The following is a 14,108-nucleotide window of genomic DNA, read 5'->3' as shown; positions in this document are numbered from 1 at the left end:
TTCTTGAATAAAATGGCTGTCTTGAATATCTCTTTGAATATCTTGTCTTGATTAACGCCCCAGTATGTAAGATTTTTAAGAACAAGTTGGCTCTTCAAAGTTGATTTGAGTTGATGACATCGACTGATGCTCATTGGATAGTTAGTATGGCTGTCTAATTAGTTTTACTTATATGAATATCCTAAGGATTACGAGGGAGTTCGCTAGAGTGCGGCGTTATGTGAGCCTCAATTTTATGGCATTTATATTATGAACAACTTATTTACATATGTATCGATAATAACCAACTCACTCGAAAATCAATTGATTGTTGAGCGAAATCTTGTAAATGAGTTAGTTGAAGATGATGGGGTTGTTACTCAATATTCAGAGCAAATAGTTAAGTTTAGAAATGGTGTAACGATAAAGCAGAGTATTGAGAAGGACGTTGAATCTTCGAATACAGAAGTGGCTTGTGAAGAATCCTTTATCAATTATGAAGTTTTATTTGAGCCTGAAGATTATGACATTAACCCAAAGCGTAAAAATTTTATTAATCATTGCCAAGAAGCATTTTGGGTAAAAATAAGTACAGTACAAAACGCAAATACATAATCAAGTAGCCGCAGGTATCTAACCTCTGGCCCCTCCACCTGTATACAGCTCCGCACTGGGCTTATCCTGAAAATGTTTAAAATACAATGGCCGACAGGGTGAGAGCGTGAGTGTTCATTTTGCATACAGTTTGATTTCAAACCAACCAGGTTTCGAAAACAGCACAATTAAAGCGACTGTTTAGTAATCAGCTTTCGTTTGATAATTAGTCAACATTTGATTAATAAATGTTCGCGATCTCGCCCTGCAATGGCCGATTAACGCCTTTGTATTCCAATGGCATCTCCTGATTTAGCGCCATCGTTCTAAGAAAACGATAAAAAAGGTAATGGCATATTTGTCAGGTTTCTCATTTGTTAGCTCAAGTTCTTTTTGGCAGCCGAGTGTCAAGGTAATCCCCCCGAAAATTAATCCCATGCAAAAGTAGAATTTTCTCGTATAGTAAATACAGGAGATTCAACATGAAAAAGTCACGTTACACGGACAGTCAGATCTTATCTATTCTCAAGCAGGCTGAGGCTGGTACACCTGTTCCTGAGCTCTGTCGTGAGCATGGAATGAGCAACGCAACCTTTTACAAGTGGCGTTCGAAATACGGTGGTATGGACGCATCCCTTATGGCGCGGATGAAAGAACTCGAAGATGAAAATCGACGGCTTAAAAAGATGTATGCGGAAGAACGCCTTAAAGCAGAGGTGATCTCAGAGGCGATGGCAAAAAAGTGGTGAAGCCCTGTGAGCGTCGATTGATGGCTCAGCGTTCGGTGGCGAACTATCACATCAGCATTAAAAGTGCATGCTATTGGTTTGGGATCAGCGAGACCTGCTATCGCTATAAATCGAAGCTTCAACCTGAGAATGAGTTGATAGCTCAAGAGTTAGTAACGCTGTGCAACAGTGAAGACTGCTCTGACTGGGGCTTTGGCCTGTGTTTTCACCATTTGCGGAACGTTAAAGGGTATACATGGAACCATAAGCGGGTTTATCGGATCTACTGCGAATTGGCTCTAAACTTACGTATTAGGCCAAAACGACGCCTGAATCGCCATACGCCAGAGCCTCTTAAAGAGCCGATTAAAACAAACCAAGTTTGGTCCGTGGACTTTATGCATGATCAGCTATCTGATGGCCAGAAGTACCGTTTATTCAATGTGATAGATGATTACAAACGTGAAGGTCTGGCGTCAGAACCTGATTTTTCAATGCCCACAGTACGAGTCACTCGGATCTTAGAGCAGCTCATCGAACAACGAACCAAACCTGTTGCGATCCGCTGCGACAATGGTCCTGAGTTCATTAGCCATGCGTTTATTAAATGGGCCAACAACCACGACATTCGAATCGATTATATTCAGCCAGGGAACCCACAACAAAACGCGTATATAGAAAGGTTCAACCGTACTATGAGGTTTGGCTTAGTGAGTAAGTATTTGTTTGACACACTTGAAGAGGTTCAAGATCGGGCGACCCAATGGTTATGGTTCTACAATCATCAACGACCACACCTTGCAAATGGAGGGTTCCCACCACTAAAAACGGCAGCATGAATTCTACGAATAAATGCGGTTAATAATGGGAGGATTACCAATCACCAATGTGAGTCGATTTGAAGAAAGGTTAATTGAGTTACAACAAACATTAAATAAGGCACCAAACGATACCCTCCCTTCTCAGCACTTAGCATCGCTTCACACCCAACAAGAATACGAACACATACCATTTACACCCTTATTTAATTGATATTTTACAAGTATTTACATTGACTGACGTTGCCATACATTCAAATCGCTATCCTTTAAATAACTAAACAAGAGGGGATACATGATGAACAGCAAATTAACTATTTCAGCAATTGCCGCCTTAGGTCTTGTTCTTAGCCTCGGAGCTTATGCCACAGCTAAAGGCAATAACAACAGTAGTCAGCGCCAACAAATGCCAGCCTACACAACAATGGATACCAATCAGGACCAACGGATTAGTGCAGACGAGTTTCATGCCTTTAAGGCCCAGCGTATCGCACAACAAACCGAAGCCGGTCGCAATTTAAAAAACATAGCCAACTCGCCGACCTTTGAAAGCCTAGATAGTAATGGCGATCAATTCCTCGACCAGAATGAATTAAATCACCAACGAGGAATGCGACAAGGTGGTCAAAGAGAAGGTGGCCAAGGAAAAGGACGAGCCTTCTAATCGAAGCTAAGCCACTGCTTACCCAGTGGCTTCTTTATTTAGAGCTTTAAATACAACTTTTAAAACACAAAAAAACACGTATTACATGTGATTGTCCAAGGAGAGCGACATGTCCCACTTCAGCTGGAAGCAGAGACTCGTGATTATTCCCCCCCTGATACTTGGTGGCCTGTTCCTTGCCTTTGCTTCAAGTATGAAAGCCGAGCCGCCAGCGGCCTCTCAAGCGCCTCCCAAAAAGGTGGTGCGAGTCCTTAAAGTGCTGCCACGTAAAATTCAGCCAATGGTACAAGGTTATGGTTACACCGAACCCGAGCAACAGTGGCAGGCGCAAGCAGAATTAGAAGGGACAGTTCTTTGGGTCCATCAGGATTTTGCCGATGGCGGAGTGATCCAGCAGGGGGCGGTGATTCTCAAGCTCGATCCATCCACTTATCAGCTGGAAGTCGCGAAGTTGAATGCCGAGATTGCAGTGGCCCAGCTTAAAGACCGCACGATTAGCGAATCGCTGAACATTGCCGTGCAAGAATATGAGCTGCAAAAATCCGAGTATCAGCGGATTCTAAAATTAAGCAGCACCGGGCACATTTCAAAAACTGAAAAAGACAACGCAAGCCACCAACTACTCAGTAGCCAACAGCAACTGCAAACCCTAAAAAACAGTCTGGTGATCAATCAGGCGGAGCAGCAGGTTTTACAAATACAGTTGGCTCAGGCCGAGCGAGACCTCATCAATACCAGCATTGTTGCCCCCTTTGCTCTGCGCATTACCGAGACCTTGGTCGATAAGGCAGAATACGTTAGCAAGGGGCAAACTTTACTTCGTGCCGACGGGATCAGTGCGGTTGAGGTTAAGGCTCAGTTTCCCTTAGGCAAAATGCGCCCGCTACATCAGGCCACTGCCCTTGCGCCCATGGAAGATACTGCGCATAACAATTTAAGCGCGCGGGTCTCACTCAAGGTGGGCGAACAGCTGGTCCATTGGCAGGCACAGGTCAGTCGCTCCGGAGGGCAAATTGATGCGCAAACCCAGAGTCAAAGCATTATGGTTCACATCGATAATCCTTATCAGCAAGCCAAACCCGGTGAAAAACCGCCGTTGATCCGCGATACCTTCGTGCAAGTCACGCTCAAAGCACCGGTATTAAACGAGCAGCTGCTGATCCCAGCCAATGCCGTTCACAATGATCAGGTCTATCTGGTCGGTCAAGAAGGCAAACTGGTGATTCGGCCAGTTAAGGTCGCCTTTATTCAACAGCAAATTGCGGTGATCCAATCGGGTCTGCAGGCCAATGATAAGGTGGTCTTAAGTCAGCTTTCACCGGCAGTTACAGGCATGCAACTAAAACCGCAGGTCGATCCTAAAATTCAAGCATGGCTGGATAAAACCACTGGGTTTAAAGCGTCGAAGCCGCAAAGTATGGAGGGTCAATGATGATTGCCTTATTTGCTCGCCATGCCACCGGTGCCAATGTATTGATGCTAGCGCTACTGTTACTCGGTGCCTTTGCGCTTCCCAAATTACAGAAAGATACCTTTCCTCTCACCCCGACTAAAGATGTTGAAATTCGGGTTAATTATCCCGGCGCTTCTCCCTACGAGGTACTCGAAGAAATTTGCCTACCACTGGAAGATGCCATCGACAAACTCAATGGGATTAAAGAGCTCAGCTGTGATGCCAGAGAAAACTTAGCCATCGCCAATGCCGAAATTAATTCTGGCGAAGACATCGACATCATCACCGCCGACGTTCAGCAGCAGGTGAATGCCATTCACGATTTTCCGGCACGGGTTGAACAAATCAGCGTCAGTAAATTGGACCGGGTTGCCACAGTTGCCAGTGTGGCGATTCGTGGCGATATGTCGGCGCGTGATCTTTACCTGTTTGCGCAAGTAGTGAAGCAGCGTTTAAAAGCCAATCCGATGATTGCTCAGGTCAGTGTCGGCGGATTTTCCGAACAAGAAATTGAAATTCGAGTGTCTGACTGGACGCTCAAACAATATGGCCTGAGTATTGCTGATCTCTCGGCGGTGGTTGAACAACAAAACCTGAATGCGCCAGCTGGAGTGTTTCGCAGCGATTTGGCTGAGACCAGCGTGCGTCTGGCACAACAGAGTAACAGTGTCGACGAAATAAAAAACATCATCATTAAAAGTAGTGAATTGGGCTCCCAACTGCGACTCGGCGATATTGCAGAGGTGGAGCAAAAATTTGCGCTCGATGAAGATAAAATATTATTCGAAGGCCAGCGCGCGGCGATCTTACAGATCTCAAAAAGCAACGCTCAAGACTCGCTCAAGGTCAAAGCGGCATTAGAGAGCTTAGTGGCGAAAGAGCAAGCCATGGCACCGCAGGGGGTCAGTTTCGATATCACTCAAGACCTTAGTGTCAACATCAAAGAACGTTTACGCATTCTTAGCAGCAACGGCATACAGGGTTTGCTATTGGCCTTCCTGATGTTATGGGCCTTCTTTAATATTCGCTTTAGTTTTTGGGTCGCGATGGGCTTACCGGTGTCCTTTCTGGGTTCAATTTTTGTGATGCACGTGCTCGGTTATACCATCAATATGATGACCATGGTCGGCCTGATCGTCGCCATTGGTTTATTGATGGATGATTCTTTAATTATTGCCGAGAACATTGCCGCGAAGCGCCAAGCAGGGATGCCGCCGATTGAAGCGGCCATTGTTGGCAGCAAACAAGTGTTCCCCGGCGTGCTGGCCTCCTTTGCTACGACTCTGATGGTGATTGGTCCGTTGATATTTTTAAGCGGGAAAATGGGCGACGTACTGCGCTATATACCGATTATTTTGCTCATCACCCTGTTAGTGAGCTTAGTCGAAGCGCTGCTGATCCTCCCCTCGCACCTTGCCCACAGTGACTTGCAGGCGAAACCGAATCCAGTGCGCGCGCGTTTTATTGCCGGCTTTGAAAAATTAAGAGATGGCCAGTTTGTCCCGCTGTCGATGAAAGCGATGCGCGCACCTTATTTCACCTTAGGTTTATTGTTAATGGCAGTGCTTGTGTCCAGTGCAACCTTCTCTGCCAGCTGGTTGAAATTTAAGGCCATGCCCGCCTTGGAGAGTGATACCTTGCAGGCTCGTATTCTGCTTTCACAAGGCAGTTTACTCAGCCAAACTGAAACGGTCGTTGAAAAAGTATCGGCGGCTTTAGTGCAGCTGAATCAAGATTATGCCGAGGCTTTTCCTCGGTCTGAAGCGCTAATTAATAGCACGACCATCACTTACAACAGTAATCTAGACGCCAATGAATCGGGGCCTCATATGGCGACGGTGAGTGCCGATCTGCTGCCCGCGCAATTTCGCCAACAGAGTATTAAGAGCTTGATCCAAAGCTGGAAAGAGAAAGTGGGGCCAGTCGCCGATGTGGTGTCACTCAAGTTCACCGATAAAGAAAGAGGGATTGCCGGCAATGGTATCGATATTCGAGTGCAAGGCGCTTCCTTAGATGATCTGGATCAGGTGAGCCGCTCACTGATTAAATGGCTGAAAGGTTTCGATGGCGTGTTTAACTTGTCCAGCGACCAGCGCAAAGGCAGAACTGAGATCCTGGTGAGCCTAAAAGATCAAGCTGGAGTGATGGGCGTGAACGCCGCGCAAATTGCCCAAACTCTAAGCAGTGCGGTTAAAGGCAGTACCGAGCTCACGGTGTTTCAACAGGCCGAAACCCTAGACATTACGGTGCGCCTCGCTGATTTCACCGCTCAGGCTAGCTTACAAGGGCTAAAAGACTTAGCCGTGACTGCCAGTAATGGGCGTTTGGTGCCACTCTCCAGCGTAGCTGAATTTAGCGAGCAACAGGCTTACTCACGAATCAACCGGATCAATGGCAATAACACCGTCACGGTGCAGGGTAATATTAATACCAATGTGGCCAATGCCAGAGAAATCATGCAGCAGTTTTATCGAGAGTTTGTCCCCAATGTGCAGCAGAAGTTTCCCGAACTTAGTTTTGTCTCGCAAGGGCAAGATAAGGAAAGTGCCGACACCGGTCGCTCGTTATTAACCTTCTTTATCTTGGGAGTGATAGGTATCTACTTGATCCTCACCTTCCTGTTTCAAAGTTACAGCCAACCTCTGGCGGTATTGCTGGCCATCCCCATGGGCTGGATAGGAGTCGTCTGGGGTCACCTTGGTATGGGGCTCGATTTAACTATTCCCAGCTTGGTTGGCTTTGCCACCCTTGCCGGGATCGTGGTGAACGATAATATTCTGCTGGTGAACTTTGTGAAACAAAATATCGCTCAAGGGGGAAGCTTGATGGAGGCCTGTCAGGCCGCAGTCCACGACCGTTTTCGGGCGATTTTCATCACCTCTTTAACCACCTTTGCCGGCTTATTGCCCTTATTAACGGAAACCAGCACTCAGGCACAATTTCTGATCCCGCTGATTGCCAGTATCGCCTTTGGTTTGATCTCGGCCACCCTGTTGGCTTCGATCATCGTGCCTTGCGTATTGTTAATTCTGGATGATTTGAACTGGAGCAAGTTTAATCAAGTGCCATCACCAGCAAATATCCAACCACCGATGACAACGGAGTAAAAGAAAACTGACAACAAGCCATTGCTGCAGCCCATCTTAGGCAAAGTGTCGGCGCACAAGTCCGTCGCTCACTGTCAAGATGGGTGATCTGCGCGAAACCCAATGATTGTGTGCTGCGCAACGGCTCATGAACAAAAGCTCAATAAAGAATTCTTAGCACCTCATCTGCCTTTATTCAGCGACAGAATCAAGCCAAAAATCAGCACTCAAAAACTGTTTTTCCTTTAGATAAAGGTATAAGGGTAATCCAAAGGAAACACCGATGATTAAAGTTTCCAGCATGGCGAAGCTTCAAGCTTTCACCTGACGCCTTTGCCCAACAACCACAATAAAGCCTAATAAAGTTACAGCTGCGATAACCACATCGAGCCAATTTTCATTCAAAATCAGGTTTCGGCTGCAAAACGAATCAAACTAGAATTTATTACGCGAATGTCAAACATCGCATAGATTAAATCGCGATGAATCTCCTGAATCAAAGCATACCTTCAAGCAAAAATGTCCCATGCTTTGGCTTAAAATAGAAACTAAAAAGGCCGCATACAGCGGCCTCAATCCAAACTCGAGTCTCAAGGTACTCAGTGAGTCCATCAAACTACTGCGCAAAACGGCACTAGCGAGAACCAAGTAGGTCGGCAGTTAACATTGCCGCTAATACTAACTCTGGCGTGACTTCAAAGGGCATGTTGTGAATGGTTTCCCCTTCAGCACAAGACGCTTCTGCAACCTCGAGTAATTTATCACGGTTAATCTTAGTCACCCCCATGGCTTGAAAGTTAGTCGGCAGACCCACCGAGCGGCAGAACTCAATGACTTCGTCGATTTCAGCCAGCGGCGCATTCTCTAGTACCAACTGAGTCAAGGTCCCAAATGTCACCTTCTCACCATGATAGAGATGATGGCATTCTTCAAGCTTGGTTAAACCATTATGGATGGCATGTGCGGCGGCTAAACCAGAACTTTCAAAACCGATCCCAGAAAGATAGGTATTCGCCTCAATAATATTTTCCAAAGCAGTATTCGATAAATTTTGATCGCAGGCTATTTTAGCCTTTAAGCCATCAGCAAGCAGGGTGTCATAACACAATTTAGCCAGCGCTTGTGCGGCTCGAGTTGGTGCGCCACCCGCCATTGTCGCCTTGTTAGAAATGCTGTTTGCTCTCGCTTCAAAGTGGGTCGATAAAGCATCCCCCATCCCCGACACCAATAAACGGGTTGGCGCAGCGGCAATAATAGCGGTGTCCATGATCACCATATCTGGGGTACGTGGATAAACCAGATACTCGCTAAACTCCCCTTCAGGTGTATAAATAACCGACAAGGCGCTCGTTGGTGCATCGGTCGAAGCAATCGTTGGCACAATCACCACCGGTAGCTTGCTGTAAAAGGCCACCGCTTTGGCAGTATCTAAGGTTTTTCCGCCGCCAATTCCAACAATCGCTTGGCTTCCTTGTTGTTCAGCAATCGCAGTTAAGCGCTCAATTTCGGGTCGACTACATTCGCCAGTAAATTCAAGCATGCTCAACTCAACTTGCGATTGTTGACAACTGTTCGCTACCGTCGCGCCCACCAGTTCGGTGACAAAACCATCGGCAATTACCATCACCTTATGAGCTAAGGGTTTAAGATAGTCGCCGATGCTCGCCATAACCTTGGAACCTTGAATATATTTACTTGGGGAAATAATGATCTTGTCCATGTTAAGCCTCACTAATTGTTATCGATAAAAGTGGCTATAAAACGCCATCGTTGCTTTGCTTAACTGATTGTAAAGAGCCAAGCATGGACAAATTGTGCGCTACGGTTCATTTTGTCAGAGATGACAAATTATTATGATGGGTAGACAAGATAGTGATACCCTGCGGCCAGCCTATTGTGGAAGAACAATGATTGATCGAGCAAGCCATCATGTTTGATCGTATGGGGACTCATTAGCTTGCAAACGCTCACTAAAATGATAATCAAATTTAAATACTTTTAAGCTGATTTTTGAGCAAAATGAATAAGTAGTTTTAAGCTGACTGTCTTGAAAATTCGTGTCTAAAAACACAAAAAATATTAATTATCTTATAGTTGCGACTCAAGCCTTGTTCGATAAGGACAGCCATTTCAAGCTTCTATTTCACTAGTTGAAGAGAATCGCTTTATAACGTGATTAGTTATTCTCTAATTACGATGGATGTCTTATTTATTTTGTTTTAGTAATTTGACTTGTGAGGTTTATTCCCCTTTGGGCCGTACCGATTTATGCTTCACTGATTCTCGATATGCACTCCAGTCAGGGGGAAATCCGCGATAATATTTAAAGAAAGGTCGGTATCAATAACGTCTCCCATTCCAACTATCATCCATCACTTACTTAGTTGCAACATTACTTTCTTGAGCAAATACCCAATTCAATTTATTTTCTCCGAAACATATAGCAAAAAATATGAACATCAGTAAAAAATCTTCGCAACATACACTCTAAAGCTAACAGCTTAATGTAATGCAAACTCCCATCTTTTAGGCACATGCAGTTAGCATGTATCACACATAGATTGTTTCACATTCAAAGTAATTCTATATTAATCAATAGAGTATCAGTAAGGTTTTGAAAAAAAATATTAAACACAGCGTTTCATGTCAAATAGATGGTAACGACCTAGCTTGTATATATATGGCTGCCGACACCAACAGGCGAAACGTTGGCTCCAATTTCGCTGAGAGCATCGAAAATGAGGGATCTTATTGTTGAGCAAAGGCTTGGTTTAAGGCTAGAGCGTGATAAAAAGAGGCCGTATTGGCACGCGAGAAACTCAGCTGGTCCACCTTCATGTAATGACTGTGTAGCGCTTGGTAATTGGCTCTTTGTGCAGGCGGGGTGGGATTTTTATTCATCGGTCCCGTTTGATAAATATAATAATCGGGGGCGGCAAACAGCACGCTCTCGAAATTAAACTTAGCAATCTTTCGTTGCGAGGGCGCAAATAACTCTCCCCCAGCCGCTTCAATAATACTATTCACAATATTGCCCTTCCCCGCAATCATGAAGGGATGCTCGGTCACTTCATAAACCACCTTTGGTTTAAGCTTTAAAGGCTTAATTTCGGCGCGTAACAGGGTGAGTTTATCGATTAATGCTTTGGCCTGCGACTGGTGATCGCTTAACTCGCCTAGCTGCTGTACTTGCACCAGAATGTCATCCAAGGTTAAGGGATTATACAGCAGCGTTTGTGCGTCAATTAAAGCGGCCATTTGCTGAGAGAAAAAACGATTAGAACTAATAATTAATAAATCAGGCTTAAGTCTCTTAATCAACTCAACATTAGGTTTGATATGCGAGCCTATTTTAGTGGCATTGGGAAAATCAAAGTTATTGCGAGTCACCCCAACTACCTTATCTGCCGCACCGAGCTGGATCAGGATGTCGCCAGCGGCGGGCGCAAGCAGAACAATTCGCTGATAAGCAAAAGCGTTAGGGATTAAAACAAAAGCTAGTATCGCTGCGAGTAACCGACACATCATACACCTCAGAAAGCAGTGCAGGGCTTAACTGTTGTTGCACTACATCGTACAACAGCTTGCCCTGCTTCAAGAAAAGAAAACGATCGAAATAACGATGCGCTAAGTTGATATCGTGAACCGAACTAATGATAGTTTGCGGCAAACTATATAGATGTTCAAAGATCTGCAAGGTATGGCGAATATCTAAGCTGGCATTGGGTTCATCCAAATAAACAATTGGTGCATCTTGATTAAGCACCCGAGCCAACATCACCCGACGCTGCTCGCCACCAGACAGCTCGGTATAACTTTTACTTTGATAGCGCTGTATATCCAATAGCGACAGCAGCGCTTGGGTCTTGTCTCTGTCTTGCTGCGAAAAAGACTGGCCATTGGAGCAGGCAAATCGGCCCAGCTGCACTACCTCAAAAACACTAAACGGAAAAGAAATATCAGAAAACTGCGACAACAAGGCAAACTGTTTAGCCCGTGCTAAATGGGGCGTATCTCGAAGATCAAACCCATCATAAAATACACTATTTGGCTGCGGTTCAATCAGACCAGTTAGCAGATTGATCAGGGTACTTTTACCACAACCGTTCTCCCCCATTAAGGCCACTTTCTCCCCCTCGGAAATGGTGAGAGAATCCAGCTCAAGTTGGAAGTCACCACGCTGATAACAGAGCGCGTTAATGCTAATTTTAGCCATTCCAGAAGCGCCCTCTGCGAGTACGTAACAAGTAAAAGAAAAATAGGCCACCTAAAATGGCCGTGATAATCCCCACAGGGAGCTCTGCACCTCCGGGGATAATCACTCGGGAAAGGGTGTCCGATAACATTAACAAAAAACTACCCAACAGGCTGGAATAAAAAATATTCAGTTTCATGTCACTACCAAACAAGCTACGTGCAACATGCGGAACAATCAGCCCAACAAAACCGATAATGCCAGAAAAGCTCACCGCCACTGACACCAAAATAGTTGATAACACAAAAGCGACCGAGCGTAAGCGGTGCACGTTTAGCCCCAAGCTTTGCGCCGATTGTTCATCCAAAGCTAAGATGTTGAGTTTTAAGGCTTGTCGCTGCAAATAGAAGTAAACGCCAGTCAAGATCAGGGTGCACAACGCGAGCTTGTCCCAACTGACTAGAAATATGCCGCCCATTAACCAGTACACAATTGAGTTCAAAGAGTCTTCAAAATAGTATTTCGAGAAACTAATCATGGCCGACGCTACAATATTCATCACCACGCCAGCCAAAATCATGGTGATAGGATTGATCCGCCCCTGAGTTAAAGACATCCGATAGACCAAGATTAAACCACTAAGCCCAGTGACAAAGGCAAACACCGAGACCAAGTACACTGGTACGCCAATCGCTATCGCCAGTACAGCGCCAAGCGCCGATGATGAGGCCGCACCCGTGGTAAAGCTATCGGCCAGCGGGTTCTTTAAGGTCAGTTGGTAGATACTGCCACTAAGGCCCAACATGGCACCGATGACAGCGGCAAATAATACCCGCGGAAAGCGTAACTCCAGCAGAATACTTTGCTCAACACTGGTCATCGCCAAAGGATTAATCCAGTGCGGGCCGACCATGGTGGAGAGCAACGCCGAAACGATAAATAAGCTGAGCAACAGCGGCTTCATGTTTCAACTCGCTGAACAATGTAGTGAGCAATCCACAGCAATAATGAATTAAGCAGCAACAAAATCCCAAGAGACTGAAAACTAAAAGTCCCTTGATTTAGCAAAGCCGAACGGAGCAGCTCAGCGCTGTATGTCAGCGGTGAAAATGCCGCCACCACCCGAATAATGCTTGGCATTTGATCAACCGGGAAAAAAGTCCCCGAGAGAAACATCATGGGAGTAATAATAAAGGCGTTCATGGTGGCTTGGTCACGATGATTTTTCATCTTTAATGCCACAATAAAACCAATCAAGGAAAACGCCGCTAAGTGCAAGACTAATGAGGCAAAAAACAGTATTGAAAAGTGCAGTTTTACGCCACATAACACACTATAAACAGCAATAATCACCACAGGGATCAAGCCTTTGGTCATACCGTATAACACTTCACCCGCAACAATTTGCCAACGCTGATTGGGTGCCAACAAAAACTCTTCGAAAATCTTTAAGTAGAAACGGCTAATATTAATTTCTGAGGCAATATTGTAGCTTTGATTCATACTCGACATTGCCAGCAAACCAGGCAATAAGAAGGTGAGATAATCGATTCCCCCCACCTGAGTTTCTTTACCAACCCCAAAGCCAAAGGCCATCAAATATAAAAAAGGAGGAACCGCTCCAGCCAACACCGTACGCACTAATTTTTTACGTAAAATGGTGCACTCTCGATAGTAAATGCCATAAATCCCATCAAGCATGTTTGATTAGCCTCTTGCCGGTGAGCGTTAGAAACACATCTTCGAGCGTGGTTTCTCGAATGCTGACTGGTGCATCGGTAATATTCGCCAAACGACTCAGTGCATCTTGGCGCTGTTCAAAAAACTCTTGCTCTAAGTTTTCACCTTGAATGTCGAGTACAAACTGACCAACCTTGGTTTTTAATTGTTCGGGCGTGCCCTCGGCGATCAGTTTGCCTTGCTCAATAAAAATCACCCGCTGCGCCAAACGCTCGGCTTCTTCAATGTAGTGAGTGGTTAAAAATATGGTGCACTGTTGCTGCTGGTTAATCCGACTCAGAAATTGCCACATTTGCCGGCGACTATGTGGGTCGAGTCCCACCGTTGGCTCATCTAAAAATAAGATCTTTGGCTGATGCATTAAGGCGCGAGCGATCACCAACTTGCGTTTCATACCACCAGAGAGTTTTTCTGCAGGTTTATTTCGATGCTCGTACAAATCAGTAAATTGCAAACTTTGCTCAATTTGCTGCTCCAGCGCCTTACCTCGTAAATGGTATAACATACCATGCACCCGCAGATTCTGGACCAGGCTCAATTCTCGGTCCAAGTTATTGTGTTGCGGAACCACTCCGATCAACTTCTTCAAATTTAAACGGCGGGGATGGAAATGTTCACCTTCATATAAAATTTCCCCAGAACTTGCCTCAAGTAGCCCAGTTAACATTTTTATAATGGTGGTTTTACCCGCGCCATTGGGACCAAGGAAGGCACAAATCTCCCCCCGGTTCAGAGAAAAATCAACCTTATCGACAGCTATAGTGCGATCAAAACAACGGCTTAATTGCCTTGCTTCAATAATGACCTTTGAGCTTTGGTTCAGCGCTTTGTGCAAATGGATGGTCTACCTA

12 protein-coding genes are annotated in these 14,108 nt (G+C 45.3%); 5 read left to right on the top strand and 7 right to left on the bottom strand.

Going from position 1 to position 14,108, the window contains the following annotated elements; all coding sequences use genetic code 11:
- The first annotated feature begins 249 nt into the window (after positions 1–249).
- The 5 genes from ACRRS1_RS06200 (at position 250) to ACRRS1_RS06180 (ending at position 7,343) form a co-directional block, all read left to right on the top strand.
- Positions 250–594 (top strand): hypothetical protein, encoded by a 345-nt coding sequence (locus ACRRS1_RS06200; protein ID WP_432454020.1) that lies wholly within the window; start codon positions 250–252, stop codon positions 592–594.
- Between the two features lie 461 nt (positions 595–1,055).
- Positions 1,056–2,140, top strand: a protein-coding gene (locus ACRRS1_RS06195) for an IS3 family transposase (protein WP_432468169.1) whose coding sequence is annotated in 2 segments (ribosomal slippage) — positions 1,056–1,305 and positions 1,305–2,140 — 1,086 coding nt in all. Because the reading frame shifts where the segments join, the coding sequence is not laid out codon by codon here.
- A 274-nt stretch (positions 2,141–2,414) separates the two neighbouring features.
- Positions 2,415–2,783, top strand: coding sequence for a hypothetical protein (locus tag ACRRS1_RS06190; RefSeq protein ID WP_432454021.1), 369 nt, complete (start codon positions 2,415–2,417; stop codon positions 2,781–2,783).
- Positions 2,784–2,892: 109 nt separating this feature from the next.
- On the top strand, positions 2,893–4,215 hold the full coding sequence (locus ACRRS1_RS06185; RefSeq protein WP_432468170.1) for an efflux RND transporter periplasmic adaptor subunit: 1,323 nt from the start codon (positions 2,893–2,895) through the stop codon (positions 4,213–4,215).
- Entirely contained in the window at positions 4,212–7,343 is a 3,132-nt protein-coding gene (locus tag ACRRS1_RS06180) for an efflux RND transporter permease subunit (RefSeq protein WP_432468172.1), read from the top strand. Before ACRRS1_RS06185 ends, ACRRS1_RS06180 begins: the two co-directional genes overlap by 4 nt.
- A gap of 171 nt (positions 7,344–7,514) precedes the next feature.
- Here the strand turns inward: ACRRS1_RS06180 and ACRRS1_RS06175 are convergent, their stop codons facing one another.
- The 7 genes from ACRRS1_RS06175 to ACRRS1_RS06145 form a co-directional block, all read right to left on the bottom strand.
- Positions 7,515–7,625, bottom strand: coding sequence for a DUF2834 domain-containing protein (locus ACRRS1_RS06175; RefSeq protein ID WP_432468174.1), 111 nt, complete (start codon positions 7,623–7,625; stop codon positions 7,515–7,517).
- A 331-nt stretch (positions 7,626–7,956) separates the two neighbouring features.
- A complete protein-coding gene (locus tag ACRRS1_RS06170) occupies positions 7,957–9,042 on the bottom strand; it encodes a glycerol dehydrogenase (RefSeq protein ID WP_432454024.1) in 1,086 nt (361 codons plus the stop codon).
- A gap of 1,028 nt (positions 9,043–10,070) precedes the next feature.
- A complete protein-coding gene (locus tag ACRRS1_RS06165) occupies positions 10,071–10,850 on the bottom strand; it encodes an ABC transporter substrate-binding protein (RefSeq protein ID WP_432454025.1) in 780 nt (259 codons plus the stop codon).
- Entirely contained in the window at positions 10,801–11,538 is a 738-nt protein-coding gene (locus ACRRS1_RS06160) for an ABC transporter ATP-binding protein (protein WP_432468176.1), read from the bottom strand. Before ACRRS1_RS06160 ends, ACRRS1_RS06165 begins: the two co-directional genes overlap by 50 nt.
- On the bottom strand, positions 11,531–12,481 hold the full coding sequence (locus ACRRS1_RS06155) for a FecCD family ABC transporter permease (protein WP_432468178.1): 951 nt from the start codon (positions 12,479–12,481) through the stop codon (positions 11,531–11,533). The genes ACRRS1_RS06160 and ACRRS1_RS06155 overlap by 8 nt, the downstream gene beginning before the upstream one ends.
- The gene (locus ACRRS1_RS06150) at positions 12,478–13,218 is read right to left on the bottom strand and encodes an ABC transporter permease (RefSeq protein ID WP_432468180.1); all 741 of its coding nucleotides are present in this window, start codon (positions 13,216–13,218) and stop codon (positions 12,478–12,480) included. Before ACRRS1_RS06150 ends, ACRRS1_RS06155 begins: the two co-directional genes overlap by 4 nt.
- Entirely contained in the window at positions 13,211–14,092 is an 882-nt protein-coding gene (locus tag ACRRS1_RS06145) for an ABC transporter ATP-binding protein (RefSeq protein WP_432454029.1), read from the bottom strand. Before ACRRS1_RS06145 ends, ACRRS1_RS06150 begins: the two co-directional genes overlap by 8 nt.
- Positions 14,093–14,108 lie beyond the last annotated feature (16 nt).

The organism is Agarivorans sp. Z349TD_8, from assembly GCF_050870825.2.
Classification (GTDB): Bacteria; Pseudomonadota; Gammaproteobacteria; order Enterobacterales; family Celerinatantimonadaceae; genus Agarivorans.
This window is presented reverse-complemented; position numbering and strand designations above follow the sequence as displayed.

Excerpts from the sequence above, each read along its gene's own strand:
- ACRRS1_RS06170 (WP_432454024.1), bottom strand. The coding sequence starts at position 9,042 with ATGGACAAGATCATTATTTCCCCAAGTAAATATATTCAAGGTTCCAAG.
- ACRRS1_RS06180 (WP_432468172.1), top strand. The coding sequence starts at position 4,212 with ATGATGATTGCCTTATTTGCTCGCCATGCCACCGGTGCCAATGTATTG.
- ACRRS1_RS06155 (WP_432468178.1), bottom strand. The coding sequence starts at position 12,481 with ATGAAGCCGCTGTTGCTCAGCTTATTTATCGTTTCGGCGTTGCTCTCC.
- ACRRS1_RS06150 (WP_432468180.1), bottom strand. The coding sequence starts at position 13,218 with ATGCTTGATGGGATTTATGGCATTTACTATCGAGAGTGCACCATTTTA.
- ACRRS1_RS06190 (WP_432454021.1), top strand. The coding sequence starts at position 2,415 with ATGATGAACAGCAAATTAACTATTTCAGCAATTGCCGCCTTAGGTCTT.
- ACRRS1_RS06160 (WP_432468176.1), bottom strand. The coding sequence starts at position 11,538 with ATGGCTAAAATTAGCATTAACGCGCTCTGTTATCAGCGTGGTGACTTC.
- ACRRS1_RS06175 (WP_432468174.1), bottom strand. The coding sequence starts at position 7,625 with ATGCTGGAAACTTTAATCATCGGTGTTTCCTTTGGATTACCCTTATAC.
- ACRRS1_RS06165 (WP_432454025.1), bottom strand. The coding sequence starts at position 10,850 with ATGATGTGTCGGTTACTCGCAGCGATACTAGCTTTTGTTTTAATCCCT.
- ACRRS1_RS06200 (WP_432454020.1), top strand. The coding sequence starts at position 250 with ATGAACAACTTATTTACATATGTATCGATAATAACCAACTCACTCGAA.
- ACRRS1_RS06185 (WP_432468170.1), top strand. The coding sequence starts at position 2,893 with ATGTCCCACTTCAGCTGGAAGCAGAGACTCGTGATTATTCCCCCCCTG.